General features: G+C 41.1%; 24 protein-coding genes, 1 tRNA gene and 1 pseudogene. 16 read left to right on the top strand and 10 right to left on the bottom strand.

Annotated features, from left to right (window positions below):
• The first annotated feature begins 33 nt into the window (after window positions 1-33).
• Together AU255_RS06305 and AU255_RS06310 are read left to right on the top strand one after the other, a co-directional pair.
• Complete coding sequence (locus AU255_RS06305; protein WP_080522081.1) at window positions 34-921, top strand: DMT family transporter; 888 nt, start codon at window positions 34-36, stop codon at window positions 919-921.
• A gap of 102 nt (window positions 922-1,023) precedes the next feature.
• Window positions 1,024-1,371, top strand: a complete 348-nt coding sequence (locus AU255_RS06310) for a methyltransferase domain-containing protein (RefSeq protein WP_080522082.1) — start codon at window positions 1,024-1,026, stop codon at window positions 1,369-1,371.
• 69 nt (window positions 1,372-1,440) lie between these two features.
• Here the strand turns inward: AU255_RS06310 and AU255_RS06315 are convergent, their stop codons facing one another.
• On the bottom strand, window positions 1,441-3,183 hold the full coding sequence (locus AU255_RS06315; protein ID WP_158083066.1) for a reprolysin-like metallopeptidase: 1,743 nt from the start codon (window positions 3,181-3,183) through the stop codon (window positions 1,441-1,443).
• 204 nt (window positions 3,184-3,387) lie between these two features.
• On the opposite strand from AU255_RS06315, the pseudogene tnpA reads away from it, so the two are divergent.
• Both tnpA and AU255_RS21330 read left to right on the top strand, forming a co-directional pair.
• Window positions 3,388-3,663 (top strand): annotated as a pseudogene (gene tnpA, locus AU255_RS06320) (IS200/IS605 family transposase); the annotation flags it as partial.
• On the top strand, window positions 3,596-3,790 hold the full coding sequence (locus tag AU255_RS21330; RefSeq protein ID WP_408606473.1) for a hypothetical protein: 195 nt from the start codon (window positions 3,596-3,598) through the stop codon (window positions 3,788-3,790). The pseudogene tnpA and the gene AU255_RS21330, both read left to right, overlap by 68 nt.
• A 136-nt stretch (window positions 3,791-3,926) precedes the next feature.
• Here AU255_RS21330 and AU255_RS06325 read toward each other — a convergent pair whose 3' ends face one another.
• The 4 genes from AU255_RS06325 to AU255_RS06345 all read right to left on the bottom strand — a co-directional run bounded on the left by AU255_RS06325 (window position 3,927) and on the right by AU255_RS06345 (window position 7,306).
• Window positions 3,927-5,477 carry an FMN-binding glutamate synthase family protein gene (locus tag AU255_RS06325; RefSeq protein ID WP_198942552.1) on the bottom strand — a complete coding sequence of 517 codons (1,551 nt, stop codon included), beginning with the start codon at window positions 5,475-5,477 and terminating at the stop codon, window positions 3,927-3,929.
• 572 nt (window positions 5,478-6,049) lie between these two features.
• Window positions 6,050-6,289: a hypothetical protein gene (locus AU255_RS06335; RefSeq protein ID WP_080522086.1), complete on the bottom strand. Its 240-nt coding sequence runs from the start codon at window positions 6,287-6,289 to the stop codon at window positions 6,050-6,052.
• Between the two features lie 69 nt (window positions 6,290-6,358).
• Complete coding sequence (locus tag AU255_RS06340) at window positions 6,359-6,793, bottom strand: hypothetical protein (RefSeq protein ID WP_080522087.1); 435 nt, start codon at window positions 6,791-6,793, stop codon at window positions 6,359-6,361.
• A gap of 66 nt (window positions 6,794-6,859) precedes the next feature.
• Entirely contained in the window at window positions 6,860-7,306 is a 447-nt protein-coding gene (locus tag AU255_RS06345; protein WP_080522088.1) for a DUF6789 family protein, read from the bottom strand.
• A gap of 193 nt (window positions 7,307-7,499) precedes the next feature.
• Between AU255_RS06345 and AU255_RS06350 the strand changes: the two genes are divergently transcribed.
• The 10 genes from AU255_RS06350 to AU255_RS21060 all read left to right on the top strand — a co-directional run bounded on the left by AU255_RS06350 (window position 7,500) and on the right by AU255_RS21060 (window position 15,697).
• Window positions 7,500-8,636, top strand: a complete 1,137-nt coding sequence (locus tag AU255_RS06350) for an ABC transporter permease (RefSeq protein WP_080522089.1) — start codon at window positions 7,500-7,502, stop codon at window positions 8,634-8,636.
• A complete protein-coding gene (locus AU255_RS06355) occupies window positions 8,633-9,415 on the top strand; it encodes an ABC transporter ATP-binding protein (protein WP_080522090.1) in 783 nt (260 codons plus the stop codon). The genes AU255_RS06350 and AU255_RS06355 overlap by 4 nt, the downstream gene beginning before the upstream one ends.
• Complete coding sequence (locus AU255_RS06360; protein WP_158083068.1) at window positions 9,408-10,334, top strand: MlaD family protein; 927 nt, start codon at window positions 9,408-9,410, stop codon at window positions 10,332-10,334. Before AU255_RS06355 ends, AU255_RS06360 begins: the two co-directional genes overlap by 8 nt.
• Window positions 10,331-10,888 carry an ABC-type transport auxiliary lipoprotein family protein gene (locus tag AU255_RS06365; RefSeq protein ID WP_080522092.1) on the top strand — a complete coding sequence of 186 codons (558 nt, stop codon included), beginning with the start codon at window positions 10,331-10,333 and terminating at the stop codon, window positions 10,886-10,888. Before AU255_RS06360 ends, AU255_RS06365 begins: the two co-directional genes overlap by 4 nt.
• Before the next feature lie 124 nt (window positions 10,889-11,012).
• Window positions 11,013-11,756: a DUF547 domain-containing protein gene (locus AU255_RS06370; protein WP_080522093.1), complete on the top strand. Its 744-nt coding sequence runs from the start codon at window positions 11,013-11,015 to the stop codon at window positions 11,754-11,756.
• A gap of 60 nt (window positions 11,757-11,816) precedes the next feature.
• Window positions 11,817-12,500, top strand: a complete 684-nt coding sequence (locus tag AU255_RS21205; protein WP_332889030.1) for a TVP38/TMEM64 family protein — start codon at window positions 11,817-11,819, stop codon at window positions 12,498-12,500.
• Complete coding sequence (locus tag AU255_RS06375) at window positions 12,493-13,965, top strand: dihydrolipoyl dehydrogenase family protein (protein WP_332889031.1); 1,473 nt, start codon at window positions 12,493-12,495, stop codon at window positions 13,963-13,965. Before AU255_RS21205 ends, AU255_RS06375 begins: the two co-directional genes overlap by 8 nt.
• Before the next feature lie 78 nt (window positions 13,966-14,043).
• Window positions 14,044-14,613: a sigma-70 family RNA polymerase sigma factor gene (locus AU255_RS06380; protein ID WP_158083069.1), complete on the top strand. Its 570-nt coding sequence runs from the start codon at window positions 14,044-14,046 to the stop codon at window positions 14,611-14,613.
• A 3-nt stretch (window positions 14,614-14,616) separates the two neighbouring features.
• Window positions 14,617-14,871, top strand: coding sequence for an anti-sigma factor family protein (locus AU255_RS06385; RefSeq protein ID WP_080522095.1), 255 nt, complete (start codon window positions 14,617-14,619; stop codon window positions 14,869-14,871).
• A 430-nt stretch (window positions 14,872-15,301) separates the two neighbouring features.
• Entirely contained in the window at window positions 15,302-15,697 is a 396-nt protein-coding gene (locus AU255_RS21060; protein WP_080522096.1) for an IS1/IS1595 family N-terminal zinc-binding domain-containing protein, read from the top strand.
• Window positions 15,698-16,157: 460 nt separating this feature from the next.
• Here AU255_RS21060 and AU255_RS06395 read toward each other — a convergent pair whose 3' ends face one another.
• The 4 genes from AU255_RS06395 to AU255_RS06410 all read right to left on the bottom strand — a co-directional run bounded on the left by AU255_RS06395 (window position 16,158) and on the right by AU255_RS06410 (window position 19,076).
• Window positions 16,158-17,216 (bottom strand): type II toxin-antitoxin system HipA family toxin, encoded by a 1,059-nt coding sequence (locus AU255_RS06395; RefSeq protein ID WP_080522097.1) that lies wholly within the window; start codon window positions 17,214-17,216, stop codon window positions 16,158-16,160.
• 18 nt (window positions 17,217-17,234) lie between these two features.
• A complete protein-coding gene (locus tag AU255_RS06400) occupies window positions 17,235-18,236 on the bottom strand; it encodes an IS110 family RNA-guided transposase (protein WP_080522098.1) in 1,002 nt (333 codons plus the stop codon).
• Between the two features lie 247 nt (window positions 18,237-18,483).
• On the bottom strand, window positions 18,484-18,750 hold the full coding sequence (locus AU255_RS06405; protein ID WP_080522099.1) for a hypothetical protein: 267 nt from the start codon (window positions 18,748-18,750) through the stop codon (window positions 18,484-18,486).
• Entirely contained in the window at window positions 18,747-19,076 is a 330-nt protein-coding gene (locus AU255_RS06410; protein WP_080522100.1) for a helix-turn-helix transcriptional regulator, read from the bottom strand. The genes AU255_RS06405 and AU255_RS06410 overlap by 4 nt, the downstream gene beginning before the upstream one ends.
• A 531-nt stretch (window positions 19,077-19,607) precedes the next feature.
• On the opposite strand from AU255_RS06410, the gene mtgA reads away from it, so the two are divergent.
• A complete protein-coding gene (gene mtgA / locus AU255_RS06415) occupies window positions 19,608-20,306 on the top strand; it encodes a monofunctional biosynthetic peptidoglycan transglycosylase (protein ID WP_080522101.1) in 699 nt (232 codons plus the stop codon).
• Between the two features lie 117 nt (window positions 20,307-20,423).
• The gene (locus AU255_RS06420) at window positions 20,424-21,182 is read left to right on the top strand and encodes an IS1 family transposase (RefSeq protein ID WP_080522102.1); all 759 of its coding nucleotides are present in this window, start codon (window positions 20,424-20,426) and stop codon (window positions 21,180-21,182) included.
• Between the two features lie 417 nt (window positions 21,183-21,599).
• Here the strand turns inward: AU255_RS06420 and AU255_RS06425 are convergent.
• Window positions 21,600-21,675, bottom strand: a tRNA-Phe gene (locus tag AU255_RS06425).
• Window positions 21,676-21,954 lie beyond the last annotated feature (279 nt).

Raw genomic sequence — 21,954 nt, forward strand, 5'->3', positions numbered from 1 at the left:
AAGTCAAAATACCCGGATCTCGTTTAGATTAATATGGATTCAAATCATAGCGTAGTAAAAACGATATTTTATACTAGCCTTGCATTATTAGCCTTTGCGGCTAATTCGGTGCTGTGTCGATTAGCATTGGGAGCAGGGGCTATTGATGCCGCGAGCTTCACTGTCATACGCTTACTCTCTGGAGTGATAATTCTCTTAGTCATTATTAAAATGGCTAATCATAAAACGAGTTCTCCCCTACAAAATGGTAGCTGGTTTGCCAGCCTGATGCTATTTTTGTATGCCACTGCTTTTTCTTTCGCCTATATTACTCTGGATACAGCAACAGGTGCGCTCATCTTATTTGGATCGGTGCAAATAACCATGGTATTGCTATCACTTATTTCAGGAAACAGATTACATATTTCTGAGTGGTTAGGTGTATTCATTGCTTTTGCTGGCTTTGTATATTTGATGCTACCAGAGATTACGATGCCATCTATAAACGGTTTTTTGCTGATGAGTCTGGCTGGTATTGCATGGGGTATTTATACGCTTATAGGACGAGGGGCAAACAATCCCTTAATAGACACGGGCGATAACTTTATTAGGACGATTCCCCTGGTTTTAATTTTGTTAGTGATCACCGTTAAAAATGCAAATTATTCTTCAGAAGGAATTTTATTAGCTGTCTTATCAGGCGGTATTGCATCAGGGATGGGTTATACCGTATGGTATCTTGCTCTTAGAGGTCTTTCAGCCACACAGGCTGCGGCTGTTCAGTTGTTAGTACCCGTTATTGCAGCACTGGGTGGCGTTATATTTATATCAGAAACAATCACGCTTCGTTTGATGGTTTCAGCTTCTATAATGTTAGGCGGTATTTTTCTGATGATATTAGGGCGATATAAGTTTTTCTCAAAATATAAATTTTTTAAATGATTGTAAGGAGTCCTGTATCTTTACGACTCATTTTCTAATTTTTCATAAAAAACGTGCTTTCAAAAAGATTTCGGTCGCGTCACTACTTATTCCGAAGCTTACATGAACGACACAGCAATCAGTGAATCAGTACAAAACTATTATGGACAGGTCTTGCAATCCAGTCAGGACTTGAAAACCAGCGCTTGCTGTACATTAGACTCTGTCCCTGTACACTTACGCCCTTTATTATCTGACTTGCACCCTGAAGTCGTTGCCCGTTATTACGGTTGCGGAACGCCTTTATCACCTGCTTTAGAAGGCGCTACGGTCCTGGATCTTGGTTGTGGCACGGGCCGTGATTGTTATTTATTGTCACGTTTAGTCGGTGAGTCAGGTCATGTAATGGGTATTGATATGACTGAAGAGCAACTGGCTATGGATAACAAGTACAGTGTATCTAGCTATTAGGTCAGATAGCAAACACAACATAAAATCCTGTTGCGGGGACGAAGTGAAGAGATGGAGGGGGTAAAATAATTAATTCTCGGAGTTAAATAATTCTAATGGTTTTTTCTTATTGGTTTCGAATAATGAGTCAGAATGGACAGATTGCATAAACCCGGCAACGGCTGTTGCAGCGTAGTTTAAAGATAGAGCATTGTCGGCTGGGTTTTCTTGTTCTACATCAACCCCACAGGGTTGGTCTAGACAGGTGATGCCTGGGTTAGAAAAAAGACCAAGCTCAGCAGCCGAGTAACTCATGATTGTTCCATATTGTCCGTCAACATTATGACCGTAGGAATAAGGAAATATGCCTTGATAACTTGCATTTTCCCGGTCATGAGAACTGCCCATATTATGACTGAGTTCATGAACAAAAGTATAATCCGTACAATAGTGAAAATCGTCAATACCATTACTGACAACTGAATAAGCCTCAGCAGAATTAAACTTGCGTCCTCCTGCACCACCGATCCAGGCAAGGCCACAGCCTTTGTGTATTTCAGCGTCAAAGGGTCTAATAAAGCTAACCAGGTCAGCACCATGAGTTATGCGTAAAGCATCAAAGCCGGTTAAGGTTTTTCGCCCAAAACTCAAGTCGTAAAGCGCAGTCTCATTTGAGGTAGGATAGGGGTAATAAACACGTTGTGTATGCACCAGGCGTAATTGGATTTGCACATGACTGTCTTTAAATGCCTGATTAGATATCTCAATCAGGTTTTTGATTCGAGCTGTCTCCAGTCCTTCCGTAAATAGTACCATGATATCAATTGTTACTATTTTTGCTGGTATACTCTTTGCAGCGATTGGCAGGGATTGCTTGTTTGCATGCGTTACCGTTGTAGATTTTTTTAAATCCTTGGCTGTAATGTTGGTGTTAACAACATAAGAAGTAGGCTGTTGAATTTTCAAAGGATTGATATTATTGGTTAATTCTGTATCAGTACCAGACTGTTCCGCGACAGGAAGTTGATTCACAATCGTATCTTCCTGTAGAGGTTCAGGATTCAAGCCTGCACCTTCAACGTCCACCAGCCAGTCTACACCGGCACTGGTTTCTACACGGAACACGCCATAAGGCGTTTGAATTCTCCCAAAACTATGATTATTGTCAAAGGTTAGTATGACCCTGCTTTTAGGGAATGCCCCTTCAATATAGCCAATCCAGGTAAAATCACCGTTTTTATCAGACACGAAATTATCATGAATGACATTAAACTGCCCTATGGGTAATGATAAGGGAAGTGCATCGCCCAGAACCATATTTTTTAGCATTGATTTATTGAAATTAATCCTGATAACTGACCCGTCAGGCAGTTTTTTTAGATGATCAGGTATTTTCTGCAACACATTGTTTTCTGAATAGTTGAAAAGGTCTTCAGGTGAGGTAATGGAATCACTGCCATTACCGTTTATTCCGGTCACTAGAATTCGACTAGTCCGTCCATATTTATCAATAAATCCAGCCCGGTTATAATTATTTAATAACTGGGCTATTGCGTTTTCCCAGCTACTAGCATGGATATCAGCAGTGATCAGTTTATTTTGCAGAAAGGGTACTATTTGAATCTTGATATTGCTTTGTTGTTCAATTGAAGTGGCAATTTCAGAAAAAGGTTTGTTAGTAAACTTTATAATGATAGGCTGTGTATCATCAGGGAGTGAGCTAACCTTAGCTTTGGATGCAGGCGAGGGTAGCGTTGCCTGGACTTCAAATGAGATTTGTAAGAGCATTCCGCATATTAAAAAGGTATAGAGTCTATTTTCTTGAAAAATCATTATATTCATCCTACTAAAGAGAAGGTTAAGCTAAGATTGTTAATTAAATAAGGTAAACCACCAGCTATGCTGGGGAGACTCTCATAGGTTTTACCGTTATCGGTAGTATCGCAGTATCTTTGAATTTCGACCAAGAAATTTAAGGATATGATAATGAAAGACTATAAGAGTTTGTTGCATACTAAGTGGGATTGCAAATAGCATATTGTATTTATTCCGAAAAAAAGAAAGAAAGTCATCTATGGCAATTTACGAAACTACCTTGGAGAGATACTTCATGAGCTTGCAAAGCAAAAGGGTATTGAAATATTAGAAGGTCATTTGATGAGAGACCATGTGCATATTTGTTTGAGTATCCCACCTAAATTTGCAGTATCAAATGTAGTGGGTTATATAAAAGGGAAAAGTGCCTTTGCGATTGCACGTAAATTTAGAGGAAAGCAAAGGAATTTTACGGGAGAGAACTTTTGGGCAAGAGGGTAACTTAATTTACGAAGCAGGGAGTGAAGGCCCAAAGGCTGCTGATGAGCTATTGGCGCGTAATGGCCACCAATGGCGGTTACTAGGCAAAAAAGATAGCGGCACTGAGCAAACAGGGACAAAATAATCATCATGACAAACAATTCAACAACACGTACGTAAACGAAACACTTTTGGGTGAAATGAGAAAATCAAGATTTTCCTTACCTGGAATACCGGAAATATAGTCCACAACTCCGGATTCCAAAGCTTTAATTAAGAGATCAGGCGTTTTCATTTTTTAATTCCATCTGGTCGTTGGTATGAATGCAGGGCTCAATTGCCTGAAATTCGTCATCCAACCGGGTTAAACAATGCGTTGGCATAAAGCTGGTTGATGTTGCTTCCTGAACATAAAGAGCAAATGCTTCAGGCAGGTCTTCTGATAACAGTTGTTTTGGCTTCATATAAGGAAATATTTGATCATAACGCTGAATCTGGTTTTGGCTGACACGGCGATAAATATGCGTTCGATTTAGTTCGCTGGTATGACTCAGACCTGCTGAAGTAATAAGATCAACTGCCGCATGCACGGTCTTTTCGTGAAACTGTGCAACCCGTTTAGCCTTGTCAGTCACCACCAGACCCCGATAAAGTTCTGGATTTTGTGTGGCAACGCCGGTTGGACAATGATCACTGTTGCAGGTGAGTGATTGCACACAACCGAGAGCAAACATCATACCCCGGGCACTATTACAAAGATCAGCACCTAAAGCCAGGTTTTTAACCAGATGAAAGGCAGTAAGCACTTTTCCTGAAGCAATGATGCGGATATGTTGTCTCAGTCCGAAACCGATCAGTGCATCATCGACAAATGCCAGCGCCTCACGTAATGGCATCCCTACCGAATTGGTATATTCCAATGGCGCCGCGCCGGTACCCCCTTCACCGCCATCGATAGTAATAAAATCAGCGACAATGCCTGTTTCGACCATGGCTTTGCAAATGGCAATGAATTCACTTTCTCTACCAATGCAGAGTTTGAAACCTATCGGTTTACCTTCTGCGAGATCACGCAGTTGTGCAATAAATTTCATTAGACCGAGCGGCGAATCAAATGCGCTGTGCGTGGGTGGTGAGATAATATCAGTGGCGGCCGTTACGCCTCTGATTTTGGCTATCTCCGGAGTATTTTTATCCGCTGGTAAAATACCACCATGACCGGGCTTGGCACCCTGCGACAGTTTAATCTCAATCATGCGTACAGAATTCAGTTTGGCTTTTTCAGCAAAAAGTTCAGGCGAAAAATGACCGTGTTTATCCCGACAGCTAAAATAGCCGGTTCCTATCTGCCAGACTAGGTCGCCATCATTTTTTAAATGGTGCTCACTCAGACCACCTTCCCCGGTATTGTGATAAAAACCGCCTTTTTTCGCACCGCTATTAAGCGCCATAATGGCATTGCGACTTAAAGCGCCAAAACTCATCGCTGAAATATTGAATATGCTTGCCAGATAAGGTTGCTTACAATCGGGTCCACCTATGCATACGCGCAGGTCAGGATCCAATGTTTCTACATCTATGGCAGAAAGGGAGTGTCCAATCCATTCATACCCGGTACGATAGGTATCTACCCGCGTACCGAAAGGCACAGTTTCCCGGGCATTTTTGGCCCTTTGGTAAACAATTGAGCGGAACATCCGGTTAATCGGACTGCCGTCAATATCGGATTCAATAAAATACTGGCGGATATAGGGCCTGATTGCCTCCATAATCCAACGACTACGACTGAACAGTGGAAAGTTTCTCCGTAGCGAATGGCGGGACTGAAACATATCATGGAGACCCAAAAGCACTAGCGGGACTACAATGAGGAGTGACCACAGCACAGGAGGCCAAACAAATTTAATTGCCAGGATAAAAGCGAGAATACAAACTGAGATTAAAATAAAGCGAATACGCATGATACAGGTTACCTCTATATTGTTTGTTGTAAATACTTGAGTTGATAAAAGCTACAAGATTATTATTTATCCGATCTTTTTACTTTTTTATTTTCCTTTTTCAATTTCATCCGGGGCTGACATTGTGTGAATGCGCCTTTTGCACCGGAGTATGCTGAAACGCAAAATGGCACAAAAAAATCGAGTAAAAATTGTTCCAATTGACACCTGTTTCCTTCACATTAAACGAAGCTTGTCCCTGTCGAATTAGATGAAATATAGCTTGTCCAAACGCATATAATGTCTGCCCGTTATTGATAAGATTCAAGAGTAAACCGACTACCAGCGCAGTTTTAATCGAATCATATAAAATGGGTGGCGATAGGGCTTTTCTTATAAAAGAAAAAGAACGTTTCATAGGTTTAAGTTTATGATTTCATGTGTTTGTAAATTCGGTTATTAGTTTAGTTTTTTACTTCAAGTAAGTTTGCTACTAACCTAGTCCATCCGGTTTGATACGATGTTCCGACACCGCATCCATTGTCACCATGAAAATATTCATGAAACAGAACATAATCTTTAAAATGCGGGTCCGTTTGCAGCTTTTCATTAGCGCCAAATACGGGTAGTTGTCCCGATTTATCACGCCAGAACAATCTTGTTAAGCGTACGGCCAGTTCATCGGCGATTTTATTGAGAGTCAAGTACTGTCCAGAATGGGTGGGACATTCGATTTTAAAATCTTCACCATAATAAGTGGCGTAGCGTTTTAGCTAGGTAATCAGTAAGTCGTTAACTGGAAACCAGACAGGACCACGCCAGTTGGAATTGCCTCCAAAAATACCAGATTCGGATTCGCCTAGCTGGTATTGCACCGACACAAGATGATCACAGCAGTTGAAAACGTAGGGCGTATCCAAATGAGACCGTGATAACGAACGGATGCCATAGTCGGATAAAAATTCAGTTTCATCCAGCATACGCAGCAATAATTTCTTCATGCGATGTCCGCGCAACAGCGATAATAAACGCCGATTGCCATGACCTGGCTCAGTCCAGTGTGATACCAAACCTGCGAGGTCGGGTCGATAGTTTAAAAACCATTTTAGCCGTCGTTTGAAGCCTGGTAGTTTTTCCAGTATTTCCGGCTTTATGATAAGCGCACTCTGCAACCAGCTCTCGATATGTATCTGGGTTAACCGCTTCAATATAAGTATCTTGAGGTAAATTAGTGTTAGTCAGGTTTTTTCCTGTTTCGATTGATTTGAGCTAATTCAGTCTTTATCTGCATTTGCGCAATAACTATTTTTTCCTATAACAACACCGAGCAACCCACCATAAACGAGATGCCCCATCAATGCTGCCATAGCCGCTTTGATACCGCCTATTTCAGACATAAAAAACCCTGCGCCAGCCATTGGCATGATGACTGTTGCAGCCATCAACCATAAAATAGTGCCAAACAACATACCTTTTATAACCGGTGCTCCCGGTAGAAAGCGCAAGAATAAAAAAGCATAGATCAATGGAAAAACCACAATGCCAAGCATCATATGGGCAGCCATGCCTAAGGCATATACTCCGCCCATCATATTGCCCAGCATGGCGGCTATATCCATTGGGTGCCCGATTAACATTGGTGCTGCAAATTTCATCATAAGTGACATCATCAGAGTACCGACAAAGCCACCTAGAATAGTTTTTGTAATATTTGATTTCATAACGAATACCTCATTTAAGTATTTAAGTGAAAGTTTGAATATTAAATTCACTGATTAGTCATTCGATTGCCGTATTCCTTACAAAATTAATTCAACGAGGTTAAACGCTGCAAACTGAATTTTTTATCTTCAGTAAGGTTTTGTTGTGACTGGCGACTAATAAGCCAATAGTAACGATCTGGATAAGCATTTCATGACTAACAATAACTTACATAGTGCTACTACACCGGGCATGATCTTTCCAGAGGAGGGCAATGGAAATCTGATTATGCTAGAAGGGCAATGGACTTTGCGCACACTGGCAGAGTCGATAAAGTTGCGCCAGGCGATTAAAAAACTGGGTACTCGTAAAGATAAACAGTGGGATATAAGTCAGGTAGATCGACTGGATAGTGCTGCGGCCTTTCTGCTCTGGCAGGCCTGGGGTAAACAACTGCCAAGTAATTTACATATGCGTGAGGAACATCGACGCTTATTCGAGCAATGGCACGGGCGCAAAATCCCAGAGCCACAAATGATGCTACCTGATCTGTCCATGGTATTGCATTTCTGGGAGGCAATGTTTTTAGGATTTTATCAACATATTTGCGCCTGGCTTACCTTATTTGGCCGCTTGACGCTTGATATGATTTATTTGTTAGGCCATCCACGTGCTATTCCTTTTAAGGAGATCTCCTTAACGATATATAAAGCAGGTGTCAGTGCCCTGGGCATTACCGCACTGGTGGGTTTATTAGTGGGTGTCTCAATGAGCTATCTGTCTTCGCTACAACTACAACGCTTTGGCGCAGAAATTTATATTATTGATTTACTGGGGCTGAGTATTATTCGAGAGCTGGGACCTATGCTTGCAGCAATTATTATTGCCGGACGTTCTGGTTCCTCAATGACAGCTGAAATTGGCATTATGCGCGTGACTCAGGAGCTGGATGCGCTATCTGCTTTAGGTATTTCCCATTCGCTACGCCTGGTTTTGCCTAAAGTAGTTGCCTTATCTTTGGTTATGCCCTTATTAATAGTCTGGACCGATGTGATTGCCTTGATGGGCGGTATGGCTTCGGCTCAATTAGCACTGGATATTTCTTATCAGCAATTTTTTGAGCAATTGCCTAAATCGGTGCCTGTGGTTAATGTTTATATAGGTCTGGCCAAAGGCGTTATGTTTGGCATGATGATTGCGATGATTGCCTGTCATTTCGGATTTCTGATTAAACCTAATACTGAGAGTCTGGGTAGTGAAACGACACATGCGGTAGTTGCTAGCATTACGGCAGTGATTATGGTTGATACTGTTTTTTCCATTGTCTTTAGAAATGTGGGGTTTCCATGAACAAACCGCATGCAGTAGAGCTAGAACATATCTGGACTTATTTTGCTGATCAATTGGTGCATCAAGATATTAGTTTATGTCTTGAAGAAGGTGAAATACTTGGGCTAGTGGGGGCGTCAGGTAGCGGAAAAACCACACTGATGCGTGAGATCATTGGTTTGGAAACACCTAGCAAAGGGACGCTTAAAGTATTGGGTGAGCAGGTGCAGGAATCGTGTGCTACAGAATGTAGAAAGCGGCGCAATCAAACCGGCGTGTTATTTCAAAACGGTGCGCTGTTTAGTGCTCTGAGTGTGTTTGACAATATTGCCTTTCCTTTGCGGGAGTTAGGTATCAACGATGAAACATTGGTAAAACAAATGGTGTGTATGAAATTGGCTATGGTGGGCTTAGATTCTCAAGCTGCGATGCGTAGTCCCTCTGAATTATCCGGCGGAATGGTCAAGCGAGCTGCTTTAGCCCGCGCATTGATTCTGGAGCCAGAATTATTATTACTGGATGAGCCCACTTCTGGCCTTGACCCGATTGCCAGTGAGGATTTTGTAACCCTGCTGCGCCAATTGCATCAGGAATTGAATTTTACAGTGGTGATGATTACCCACGATTTACATATTTTACGGGATCTTTGCAGTAAAGTTGCAGTATTGGCTGATCATCAGCTGATTGCCTTCGATACTTTAGAAAAGGTGCTTAGCTGCGAGCATCCTTTTATCAAACTTTTTTTTCACAACCACCGCGCTGAGCGGGTTTTTAATGCATTGGAGGTTAATCATGGGTAAAGATAGCTTCGCGTTGGTGACTGGCTTGTTTATGACTATTTTGATCGCAGGTGTTGTGATTATCAGTATCTGGCTGGGAGGTGTGCAGCATCAAACGCAAACGTATATAGCCGAAACACGATCATCTGTGACCGGACTTAAGGCCGGTTCCACTATCTATTATCGTGGCATCGAAGTCGGTAGAGTCAAAAGCATAGCTTTCGATCCGGATAATCCCGCACTTATTGTTGTCCCTATGGAAATAAACAAGGGAGTTCAGTTTACTCGGGGTATTTATGCCACTCTGGATATGAAAGGTGTGACAGGCTTAACACAAATCGCACTGAAGGATAATGGCGATAACCCGGAACTGCTGCCAAGCGGCAGCCAGCCTGGCAATCGTATTCCAATCAAGCCTTCACTTATTGAGCGCTTGACAGTGTCGGGCGAAGAAATGCTAAGCCAGACACATGAACTGATGATCCGATTGAATCGTTTGTTGAATGACAAAAATACTCAGCATGTGGAACAGATTCTGGTGAATGTTGAAACGGCCACTGATAAATTCAATCATTTACAAGATAACGCTGAAAAAGTACTCGCCCAAGTCCCTGTATTAACGGCAGATGCACATCATTCTTTGAATAAAATGAATCATTTGACTGATGAATTTACACGATTGAGTCAACAACTGCGCAAAGAGTTGGCTACCTTATCCAGACAATCTAGCGAACTAATACTCACGGGCACAGCAGTAGGTCAGCAGTTGCTACAGACCACTTTGCCTAAGGCAAATACTCTGATTATGCAATTGCAAGCAACTACTCGTCGTTTCGATCGCGTAGGCACCCTGATAGAAACCGAACCGCAAATGTTCTTATTTGGCGCTGAGCCGCTACAACTTGCACCTGGTGAACCAGGATTTAAGGAGGCACTATGAAACGCATCATAAATAAAATGTTAGCCCTATCGCTTTTGGGAATAGTGACGGCCTGCAGTGTCGGCTCCCATCCTGCTATACCGGTCAGTCATGATCTTGGACCAATAGTCTTAGCTAAGGCTGACAGTATTCCGGTAACGTTGAGTGCCCCTGTCTGGTTGTGGAGTGAGCGTATTCGCTATCGTTTGCTTTATAAAGATGCGACGGCTGTTGCCTATTACAATCTGGATCGTTGGGAAGCACCATTGCCTGCTTTATTAGAGCGCCGGATAAAAGTGACTGGAAAGCAGCCAGCGCTTAAATTACAGATTCGATTAACTGAATTTGAGCAGCAATTTGAATCGATAAATAACGCGCAAGTTGTGATGACATTTACGGTCAGTGCTTTTTCAGGTGATAGCAACAGTTTACTTGCTAAGCGCTCGTTTACATTGTCGCATAAGACGGCTACAGCTGATGCAAATGGCGCTATTGCAGGTTTTGTGGTTTTGACGGAGCAGGCTAATAAAGAAATTGCAGTGTGGTTAACGTCTCTAGCCAAAACGAAAAAATAAATACAGCCATTGTTCTTGCTAAGGAAATGTCGCTTATGGACAAAATATCAGAAAAAAACAGTAAGGTTTCGGCTATTGCCACGACCTATCATTACTAATTATTGTGTTATAAGTAAGGTGTTTTATGAAAAATTCAGCGTTAAAAGTGATTGCGGGTTTATTGTTAGCAAACAATGTTGCAGCAGTAGAACCAGACTGGAAAGATTATACCAGCGTGTTGAGTGCTGTTAAGCAAGGTGAAAAGCATGGCACGCCATTAGCCTTGGTTGATTACGCTGCTTTGAAGAAAAATGGTCTGGTAGACAAAGTTTATCAGCAGATTTCTGCGTTTCCTGTGGAGTCATTGAGCGGTAGAGATGAAACGTTAGCGTTCTATATTAATACTTATAATATTTTAGCGTTAAAAACCGTGGTTGATCACTGGCCTGTAGAGAGTATTAAAGATGTCGGTAGTATTTTTAGTCCTGTCTGGGGAAAAGAAGCGGGAATGATTGGCGGCAAAAGCGTTTCTTTAGATGATGTCGAGAATAATCTTATTCGACCTATGGGTGAACCGCGTATTCATTTAGCGATCGTATGCGCATCAGTGAGTTGCCCTGATTTAAGAAACGAGCCCTATACGGCAGCGAAACTCAATAATCAGCTTGATGAGCAAGCGAATGCCTTCTTGCGTAATGATAAAAAAGGATTGTATATCGCTAAGGATGAAGTCGTGGTTTCTAAAATATTTAAATGGTTTAAGCAGGATTTCGATAAAGTAGGGGGCGTAGAGTCTTTTATTCGCAGGTATCGTACTGATTTGCCGGTATCATACCCTTTTGATGCGGACATTGATTATGACTGGTCGATTAACGCTGTCAGTAAATAAACTAAGTTACTAGAGTGCCACACGACTCATACTAAAATAATTTATTCCAACAAAAATACTATGACATCTTCACGCATTATTTTACTGATTTTTATCGCTGCCTTTATAGGGGCTTTTTTTTACTTTGACTTAGGAAGTTACTTAACTTTAGAAGCCTTGAAAGCGCAGCAATCAGCAATAGAAAACTATCGAGCCGCACATCCTTCATTAGCCATTGCTATTTATGCACTGATTTATATCGCTGTAACCGGTTTATCTCTCCCGGGAGCAACAATTTTAACCTTGGCGGGCGGTGCTGTTTTCGGTGTGTTATGGGGAACTTTAATTGTTTCTTTTGCTTCGACTATCGGTGCAACCCTGGCCTTTCTGGCGGCACGGTTTTTATTCCGTGATAGCGTTACAGAAAAATTCGGCGATTCCCTTAAAGACATTAATGAAGGGGTGGAGCGCGAAGGCGGGTTTTACCTGTTTTCTTTACGCTTAGTCCCGCTGTTTCCTTTCTTTATGATTAACCTGTTAATGGGCTTAACCAATATGAAAACCTGGACTTTTTATATGGTAAGTCAGATAGGTATGTTGGCTGGTACCGTGGTTTATGTCAATGCAGGGACTGAATTAGGTAAAGTTAAATCTCTGGCTGGTGTTTTATCACCTGCATTACTTGGCTCTTTCATATTATTAGGACTTTTTCCTCTGCTTGCCAAAAAAATTGTCACAGCAATCAGGAGCAAAGAAAATGGATAAGAAATGGCAAAAACCTAAAAAATTCGCTAACAATATTGTTGTCATTGGTGGTGGATCGGCGGGGCTGGTGACCTCTTATATCGCAGCGGCGGTTAAGGCGAAAGTGACTTTAATCGAAAAACATAAAATGGGCGGGGATTGTTTGAATACCGGTTGTGTGCCTTCTAAAGCCTTGCTCAAATCCAGCAAATTATTATCCCTGTTAAAGCGCTCAAAAGAATTTGGCATTAATGAAATTAAAGCGGATTTTAAGTTCAGCGACGTTATGGAGCGTGTACAAGGGGTTATACAAACGGTTGCTCCCCATGATTCGGTGGAACGCTATACTGAATTAGGCGTTGATGTCGTTATTGGTGAAGCAAACATTATTTCACCGTGGGAAGTTGAAGTTAAGACCGCAGAAGGTACGAAAACTATCACCACACGCTCTATCGTCATTGCCGCTGGTGCTCGTCCGCTTGTACCACCGATACCTGGGCTGGATAAAATAGATTATTTAACGTCGGATAACGTCTGGAACTTACGTGTACAGCCTAAACGTATGCTGGTATTAGGCGGTGGACCGATTGGTAGCGAGTTAGCACAGGCATTTGCCCGTTTAGGTGTTAATGTGACACAGGTTGAAATGGCACCGCGTTTGCTGATCCGCGAAGATATTGAAGTTTCGGAAGCCGTCGCGGCCAGGTTTATCAAAGAAGGTATTGACGTCAGACTGGGGCATACTGCTAAAGAGTTTATGATCGAAAAGGGCGAAAAAATTCTGCTGGCAGAACATAAAGGTGAGCAAGTACGTATTCCTTTTGATCAAGTATTATTAGCCATTGGGCGTGTTGCCAATACTACCGGCTATGGTCTGGAAGAATTAGGCGTGCAATTATCCGATCGACGTACCGTACAAATTAATGATTTTCAGGAAACCAATTTTCCAAATATTTACGCCTGTGGTGATGTTTCAGGGCCTTATCAGTTTACCCATACGGCAGCACATCAAGCCTGGTATGCCTCGGTCAATGCTTTATTCGGTGCATTTAAAAAGTTTAAAACTGATTATTCAGTGATTCCGTGGGCCACTTTTACTGATCCTGAAGTAGCGCGTGTCGGCCTCAATGAACAAGACGCAAAAGAGCAGGGCATTGCCTATGAAACCAGTGTCTATGGGATAGATGATTTAGACCGTGCAATTGCCGACGGTGAAGCGGATGGTTTTGTTAAGGTCTTGACCGTGCCTGGAAAAGACAAAATATTAGGGGTAACCATAGTCGGGGAACATTCAGGCGATTTAATTGCCGAATTCGTTCTAGCGATGAAATATAAACTGGGCCTGAATAAAGTTCTGGGTACGATTCATATCTACCCCACCATGGCAGAAGCCAATAAATATGTCGCGGGTGTGTGGAAAAAGAATCATCAGCCCGAGAAATTATTGCAGTGGGTTGCCAGATTCCATGCCTGGAAGCGAGGATAGCTATATCGAATAACAAGGGGATGATAGATGCGTATCATTTATAATTAATGCTACTCATCTATTTGAATGGATATTCTTATGACTCAGACAGACACATCACCTGAAAACTGGCTTAACGACTATGGTGATATTCTGTATCGTTACGCGTTAATACGGGTACGTTCAGAAGCGACGGCAGAAGATTTGGTACAAGAAACCCTGCTTGCAGGACTACAGGCCGTTGATCGGTTTTCAGGTCAATCCACAGTAAGAACCTGGTTAGTCGGGATTTTAAAGCACAAAATCATTGATCATTTTAGAAAAAACCGGCATGAAATCACAACCTTAAATGATGATGAAACAGCTGAGAATGTATTAGCCTATCAATTTGACCAACAGGGACACTGGAAAATTAATCTGATTGAATGGGGGACGCCCGAAAAAAGCATGCACGATGAACAGTTCTGGGTCGCGTTTAATGACTGCCTTTCGCGTTTACCACAACGTATGGCAGATCTGTTGTTATTGCGTACCGTTGATGGCCTGGAAACAGAAGAATGCTGCGCTTTATTAGGCTTTGAAACAGATAACCAGCTATGGGTGACTTTATCACGTACCCGCGTAAAACTAAGACTATGTCTGGAAACAAACTGGTTTAGTAAGGAATAACTTATGTATAAATGTAAAGAAATAATAGAACTGACATCACAGAATATGGATACCACGCTACCCTGGGCGACACGAATGGAACTGAAATTGCATTATCTGATATGCAAAACCTGTCTTCGCTATGCACGGCAATTGGGTATGATACAAAAGGCGTTAGGCGATATGGACGGACATACTGTCTCTTGTCAGTTACCTGAAGCGGCAAAGCAACGTATAGCAAAGAAACTGCAGCAAGCTAAAGAAACATCTGAGTCATGAGGCTGTGATGTAGTCTTGTTTTCTGTAAGGATATGATCTTATATACGTTAAAAATATCCTTAAGAAAAGCAAATGTTACCGGTTTGTTGTGGGAGCAATTAGACATGTAGCGTCAATGCGCTTGGGTTCATGCAGATGAAGCCAAGGCAAAAAAAACATTACAGTTCTGCTGAATGCCGATGCTAAGGAACATGCACGAAATAATATGAGCAACTTGTAGGATGGGCAAAGGTCTTTTTCGTGCCCATCTTTATATAGTATAGCCATCAGTCTATCTAGGGTAGCTGTGGTGGCAAAGGGCTATTGGGGTTGATTAGCTTTTATTGACTAAAACATAGAGCTATAAAAATCAGAAAGTGCGGTCGTTAAGTGTGGAATTTTATATAGCAAGAGCGTATAAATTAATTTAGCGCTAATATAGGGGGTAGTTATGAGAGCCACTGAGTTTTTAGAGTTAATTTCTAATATATATCACTTAGATCATATTCAACGTACCAAATTGATTACGACATTGGATGAATTGCCAGGTGAGCCTGAGGTTTATGAAGTGATTGACACTGCCTTTGCTGCAAATAGAATATGCCCTTACTGTTCGCATACAGAAATGTTTCGGCATGGCTTAAGTAATGGGCTCCAGCGTTATCGGTGTAAGGAGTGTAAGAAAACATTTAATGCATTAACGGGTACGCCTCTTGCCCATCTTCGACAGAAGTCTAAGTGGCTTGATTACCTAAATGCCTTAAATCAATCTTCGACTGTTCGTAAGGCCGCATCCAATCTTAATGTTCACCCTAATACTATTCTCCGTTGGAGACATCGGCTCTAAGTCTGAGTTGAATAAATTTGATTGTGGTCGCTAAGGTTGTTTGGAAAATTTTTCACCAACCCGATCGGAGATCGACAGGAAAATATTTCAGACATAAAAAAGGCCCGGTAAGAATAATCTTATCAGGCCTTGATTTATTTGGCTTTAGCATGGTGCCCAGGGGCGGAATCGAACCGTCGACACGAGGATTTTTAGTACCCTACTAAATTTATAAATACCAATAAATCAATTCCTTGCAGGAATCGCCCAACCAATTCCTACTACACTGATGCTACACCAAACGTCACTTAAATTTTAACCGTGTGACAATTCTACTACAGATCAAAAAATACTTTCTTTGTTAAGTCTACCTAAACACAAGTTAGGTTAGTCTCTATTATTATAGAAGTTCAGTAGTAGGCTTGCTTTTCAATTCAGCATAAATCAACTCCGCTAGAAACTCTGTAAAAGGAGCTTTATTTTAAACTTCAATCCGAAAATCAGCTTGAAGTTTAAGCCAGTGTGCTTTTAGTTTGTTTTTATGCTCTTCTTCCATCGGCAAATTTTTCAGAGCTTCAGGCCATAATGTTCGCACCTTTTCCATAGTGTCATCAATATGCGGTTTGAGCGCACGCCATGGAATACCAGACTTATTAGCCCAATATTGGAAATTGTCTTCCGTCACTGTAAACCACTCTTTCGTTTTACCAAGATTCAGGGCAAATTGAGTTTCATTGTCGAAATAAACGCTGGTGGTTACGATATCGTATGCGGGAGACAGTCTTGGTGTAACTTGATCTTGATACAGAAGGCTCCAGTTTTTTAGATGAGCATCGCCATTAGCCAGCAAAATATTTACTAGTAAGCGCCTGGCAAATTGTTGTGCATCAGATAGTCCATCGCCGGAAAAATCGTAAATCACCTTGCCAATTTGCTCATAATTAGCGGAATCGTATTTTTTATGCGGATATTTCACTAAGACTTGGGCAAAGTCTTCCATATGAATTCTTGTATTGCCATCACGATCAAAACGCTTGATTGCAAAAGCAAGCTTTTCATCGGGTAGATTAATTTGTGGTAACTTATCCAGTTTATTCAACTCAATGAGCCTGATATCTGGGATATCAACACTGGCCAAAGCGGCAAGGGACATTGCGGTGAATTCGTTTAAAGGCACATTTTTATGTTTGGTGGATGGAGTTTTGATAATCCAGTCACCTAGCTCGCCATTTTTAGCCAGGTTATAGCGTCCATCCTTTTCCTTCATGGAAAACTTCATCTGAATGCCTGCCAGGGAAAATTTATTTTCTTGGTTGCTGTCTTCGAATTGTATGGCTTTAGCCTGGCCGTGGGTGGTCAGTACACTCATCGGTACATCTTTGGGTTCCATCGGTGTGGCAAGCAATGCGCCTGGTAAGTCTTGACCCAGATAAGAGAACATCTGAAACTCATTGTCGATATGGGTTTTTAAGCCCTGGGCGATTAATTCCCGTAATGCACCTTCTGGGAGTAGATACTCTATTAAAACGCAAGCGTGAATGCATAAAAATTTATATTTTTATGCATTTATAGTGATAGGTAACGTATAAAAACGAGCCCCATCGAATTTTTTGTTAGTACGTAACATGCCATGGATGGCGTGTAATAATTTACGCATCACAGCACAGACCGCTTGTACTTTCTTTAAGCCATTATCCTCAATCAAGTGATGATAATAGCCTTGAATATTCGGCTCGAATCGGCTGGCAACCAAAGCTGGCATATACAAGGCCTGACGAATATATTTATTACCCACTTTGCTAATGCGTGGCTTTTTAGATACGCTACTACCTGAATCAAATATCCTTGGATCCAACCCTGCATGAGCAACCCACTGCCGCGCAGTCATATCCTTAGGCAAGATCATCAGTTCACTCAGTATTTGTACCGCTGAGGCTTGTGCAATCCCTTTGATGCCGGTGATTAATGAATGAGCCTGCTTCAGATCTTCATTTTGATGAATGATATTAAGTGCACTGTCGCGCAAGGTTTTAATTTGTGCGTCTAAAATATCAATCAACTGCTCTGTCTGTTCAATCACTAGCACGGGTGTTTCCACTGTTGATTCCAAAGCATGAAGCTGGTTTTTAGTTTGTGTTTTTTGCTTACTTAAGGCGGCAATACGACGCGCAGTCGCTCTTAAGCTAATACATTCATCGGCTGGACGCTCCCAGGCTTCAAAAGGCATTCTTTCAGCATAAATCGCTAAATTCTCTGCATCAATCGCATCGGTTTTGCTGCGCGTCATTAAGGCTTTAGCAAAGTTGTGTGCAGCTTTGGGGTTAATCACCATCACTTCAATACCGTCTGCTCGACTAAGAGCGACAGCTAAATCAAAATGATAGATGCCTGTTGCCTCGATGCAAACCTTTGTTTCTCCTTTAAGTTTTGTTAAAGACTGAATAATTGATTGATGACCTAAAGGGGTATTATCAAAGGATTTCGCTTTACGTGCCTTACCATTAACCATGACGACAACAACTAATTCCTTGCAACTCACATCAATTCCGACAGTATTCATTTTTTATCCCATATTAAGTATTATAATGATCACTGGTTTCCCAACCCTGACACTTCACCTACCGTCCTTGTGAATGCAGACTCAGAAGCATAGCTTACAGGTCTCAGATACTCCACGGCATGGATGACGAGGGTGGGGAGCCAATCTACGAGCAAGCTCAAAGCTTAAGGTTGGGCCGGCTTCCCCAGAAAATCAGTTATTACTATAATTGTTTTGTGTTAAATAATCTTGTGTTTAAGAGATATGTTTAATATACAAGGTTGGATAAAACGGGGTGTAGTCTCTGGTTGTTTACCCATGGCTGTGACATGAGCTTTACAGAATTAGGAAAGTTCGGGTGCGTAATCAGGCTGAATGTGGGGCGGAAAGGGTCATCCTTAAATTCAGCAGCAAAGCTCAAAACATTACGACCGCTTTGAAAGCCAGCCAAATATCCTACGAGCTTGCCATGCAAAGTCAATTTAAGAACATTAATTTCATCTATTTGATCACTTTCTTGATTATGAGGACTCATTCTTCACCCCCCAGCAAATTCTTCCATGGATCATTTGCAAGTGTGCTTGCCTCACTTTGTTTAGAGGCTGTATTTTTTAATGTTGGAGATGATAATGTTTCATTCTCCAGAATTTCTTTTACAAGGTTCAGTTTTTCTGTAGGGATCAATATCAACTCACTTTTCAGCCCTTTGGCAATGAGTTCAAGGGTGTTTAGTCTAGGGTTGCCCTTGGACTCTAAATGCTGATACTGTTGGCGTGATACGCCGATGCGAAGCATCATGTCTTTTTGCTTTAAGCCAAGGGCTAGTCTGCGTTTTTTTAGTTGTTCAAGTAATGGCTTCATCGTAGGAAACTAAACTGTTGCTTTTTAGATATAAGAAATATATTAGTTTCTTTTTTATTGAAAAGCAATATATGTATTGCTATATATGTTTTCATGAAAATAGCCTGTATGATAAAATCTGCTGAAGGGCAACAAAGCGGCCAAGAGCAGACACATTAAGTTCTTTTTTTAAAAAATTATCATCTCGACTAGGGGGAGCTATATATTAATATCATAAGATTTCTCGCTTACGCTCATAATGATTGATTCAAGCTATTGATCATACTTAGACTGTAAAATTGTTAGCCCATCTTCGCAGCTTTTAATTCTATAAGTCATTGATCTGTTGTTCATTGCTTTTTTGTCAAAAAATCCTTGATAATAGAAAGTGATATTGATGTTAAGAAAATATTTGTCTAAATTCAACGATTTGCTAAAAAATACAAAATTTGTAGTGCCAACTGTACGCTTTTTTAAAAATTCAAGATATTGATTTATAAGGATAGAGGATCCAAAAGTGACGAAGGTGGGTTAGGAGCAACAGTCAAACTTATGCTTATAAAACTTAGAAAGACCTTTCTCAAAGGGGTAAAGCGGTTATTGCTGTTTCTTATAGTTGCCTTCGTTGCTTCATCATTATTACTGATTGGTGTTTTCCGGTATTTACCGGTGCCAGTAACGACTTTTATGTTTTATCGGCAGATGACAGGCTTTCAGGAAGGTAATAATTTTAAGGCTATTAATCATCACTGGGTAGACAGCGACAAGATTTCCAAACACGCCTTTGCAGCGGTTATTGCAGCCGAAGACCAGTGGTTTTATCAACACCATGGTTATGATACCGCCTCGATGATATCAGCGATCGAAACCTGGTTGGATGGAGGCCGCCTTAGAGGTGCGAGTACCATCAGTCAGCAAGTGGCAAAGAATCTTTTCTTAGTACCCACACGAAGCTTTTGGCGCAAAGGTTTTGAGGCCTGGTTTACGGTATTGATTGAGGCATTCTGGAGTAAAGAACGTATACTCGAAGTCTATCTGAATAGTGTTGAGTTCGGTGATCATTTATTTGGCATTGAAGCCGCTAGTCAGCATTATTTTGGTATTTCATCCATGCGCCTATCTAGAAAACAGGCTGCATTACTAGCAGCATCGTTACCAAATCCTATAAAATTTAATACAGCTAAACCTTCAGCCTATATGCTTCGACGCCAGTCATGGATACTGCTACAAATGAATAATTTGGGTTATTGAAAATAGGGTTGATTTGTCGATTGAAAATCATACTTGTTTTTCAAGTGGGTGGTGGGTCAAATCTGTGATTTGTCCCATACATTAGGTTAGCGACTGAATTGATAGCATAATATTTAAATGACATGCTATCAAGAAATTATCTGCCCGAATTGTAGTTGTAACATTATCATGAAATCTGGGAAAAACGCGTACAATACTCAGCGATATCGCTGCCAGAATAATGAGTGTGCCACCCAAACTTTCATGCTCAAGTACCGCTATAAAGGATGCGAATCAGGAATTAAGAAAATAGTCGTTGAAATGGCAATCAACAGTAGTGGTATCCGAGATACGTCACGGGTTCTTGGAATTCACAAAAATACCGTCATCAGTATTCTAAAAAGCAAAGAAGATAGCCTAGTACAGGTAAATCCTCTTTTCCTACAGACACATACAGACACACCACTGGATGTCAGGTTTGAATTGGTCTGCGATGAAGCAGAGGTAGATGAACAATGGTCATTTGTAGGAAAGAAATCAAACCAGCGATGGTTATGGCATGCCGTTGATCATGCAACCAATACGGTGATTGCTTATGTCTTTGGGAAACGTAAAGATACTGTTTTTCAAAAACTAAAATCCTTACTTTCTCCTTTCAATATTAGTCGCTACTATACCGACGATTGGGGCGCTTATGAGCGACATTTGAATGCAGAAGAGCATGAAATAGGAAAAAGAAACACACAAAAAATTGAGCGGAAAAATCTAAAGTTTAGAACATGGGTTAAGCATTTAACACGCAGAACTATTTGTTTTTCAAAGTTAGAAAAAATACATGACACTGTGATCGGATTATTAATCAATAAAGTAGAGTTTGGCCGAGACATCCATGCTTAGTAACAGATTTGACCCGCCACCCGTATAACAAGGCGCTGCTGTCGGACAAATTCCCCAAAGTGACTCTTGTTGATTTCCCGTTGCTTTTTTTTCGCAAATGAAGGATTTAGTGGTTGCGCTAACTCGAGTGCCGAATCGGTTGAGTTGGGAATTTCAATAGAATTTTTGTCCCTTCTCAGAATGGGGGGGGGTTCGAACAAACTGATTTGTGAGGTTGAATTTTGGCATAAGTGTTTAGAGAATTTTTTATTGTCAATATTCACTTATAGTCAGGTTTTGCTTAAATGGTTCTACCGCACGATAAAAACCAATGTTTCTTTGATTTTGCGCATACTATAGGCATACTAATTATTTCAGACATAAAAAAGGCCCGGTAAGAATAATCTTATCAAGCCTTTATTTATTTGGCTTTAGCAATGGTGCCCAGGGGCGGAATCGAACCGTCGACACGAGGATTTTCAGTCCTCTGCTCTACCGACTGAGCTACCTGGGCTTGCTAAAGAGACGCCATTATTCCAGTTATCCTTTTTGTCGTCAACCTTTTTTTAAGTATAATTTGTTAAATATTATCTATCTTGTTGATTAATTGTACGTTTCATATAAATTATTTTTTTAGCGTATATAGGACGTGGAACATGTTTATTTTTGTTTCTTATAAAAAAGCCAGATGGGTTTTGATGGTCATTAAGGAATCCTCGTATAGACATGTCATTGTAGGGTTGATATTAATATATCTAATGGAGTGCCTGGACACGGGTTCGAGTAAATCAAT

It is taken from the genome of Methyloprofundus sedimenti (genome assembly GCF_002072955.1).
Lineage (GTDB): Bacteria > Pseudomonadota > Gammaproteobacteria > Methylococcales > Methylomonadaceae > Methyloprofundus > Methyloprofundus sedimenti.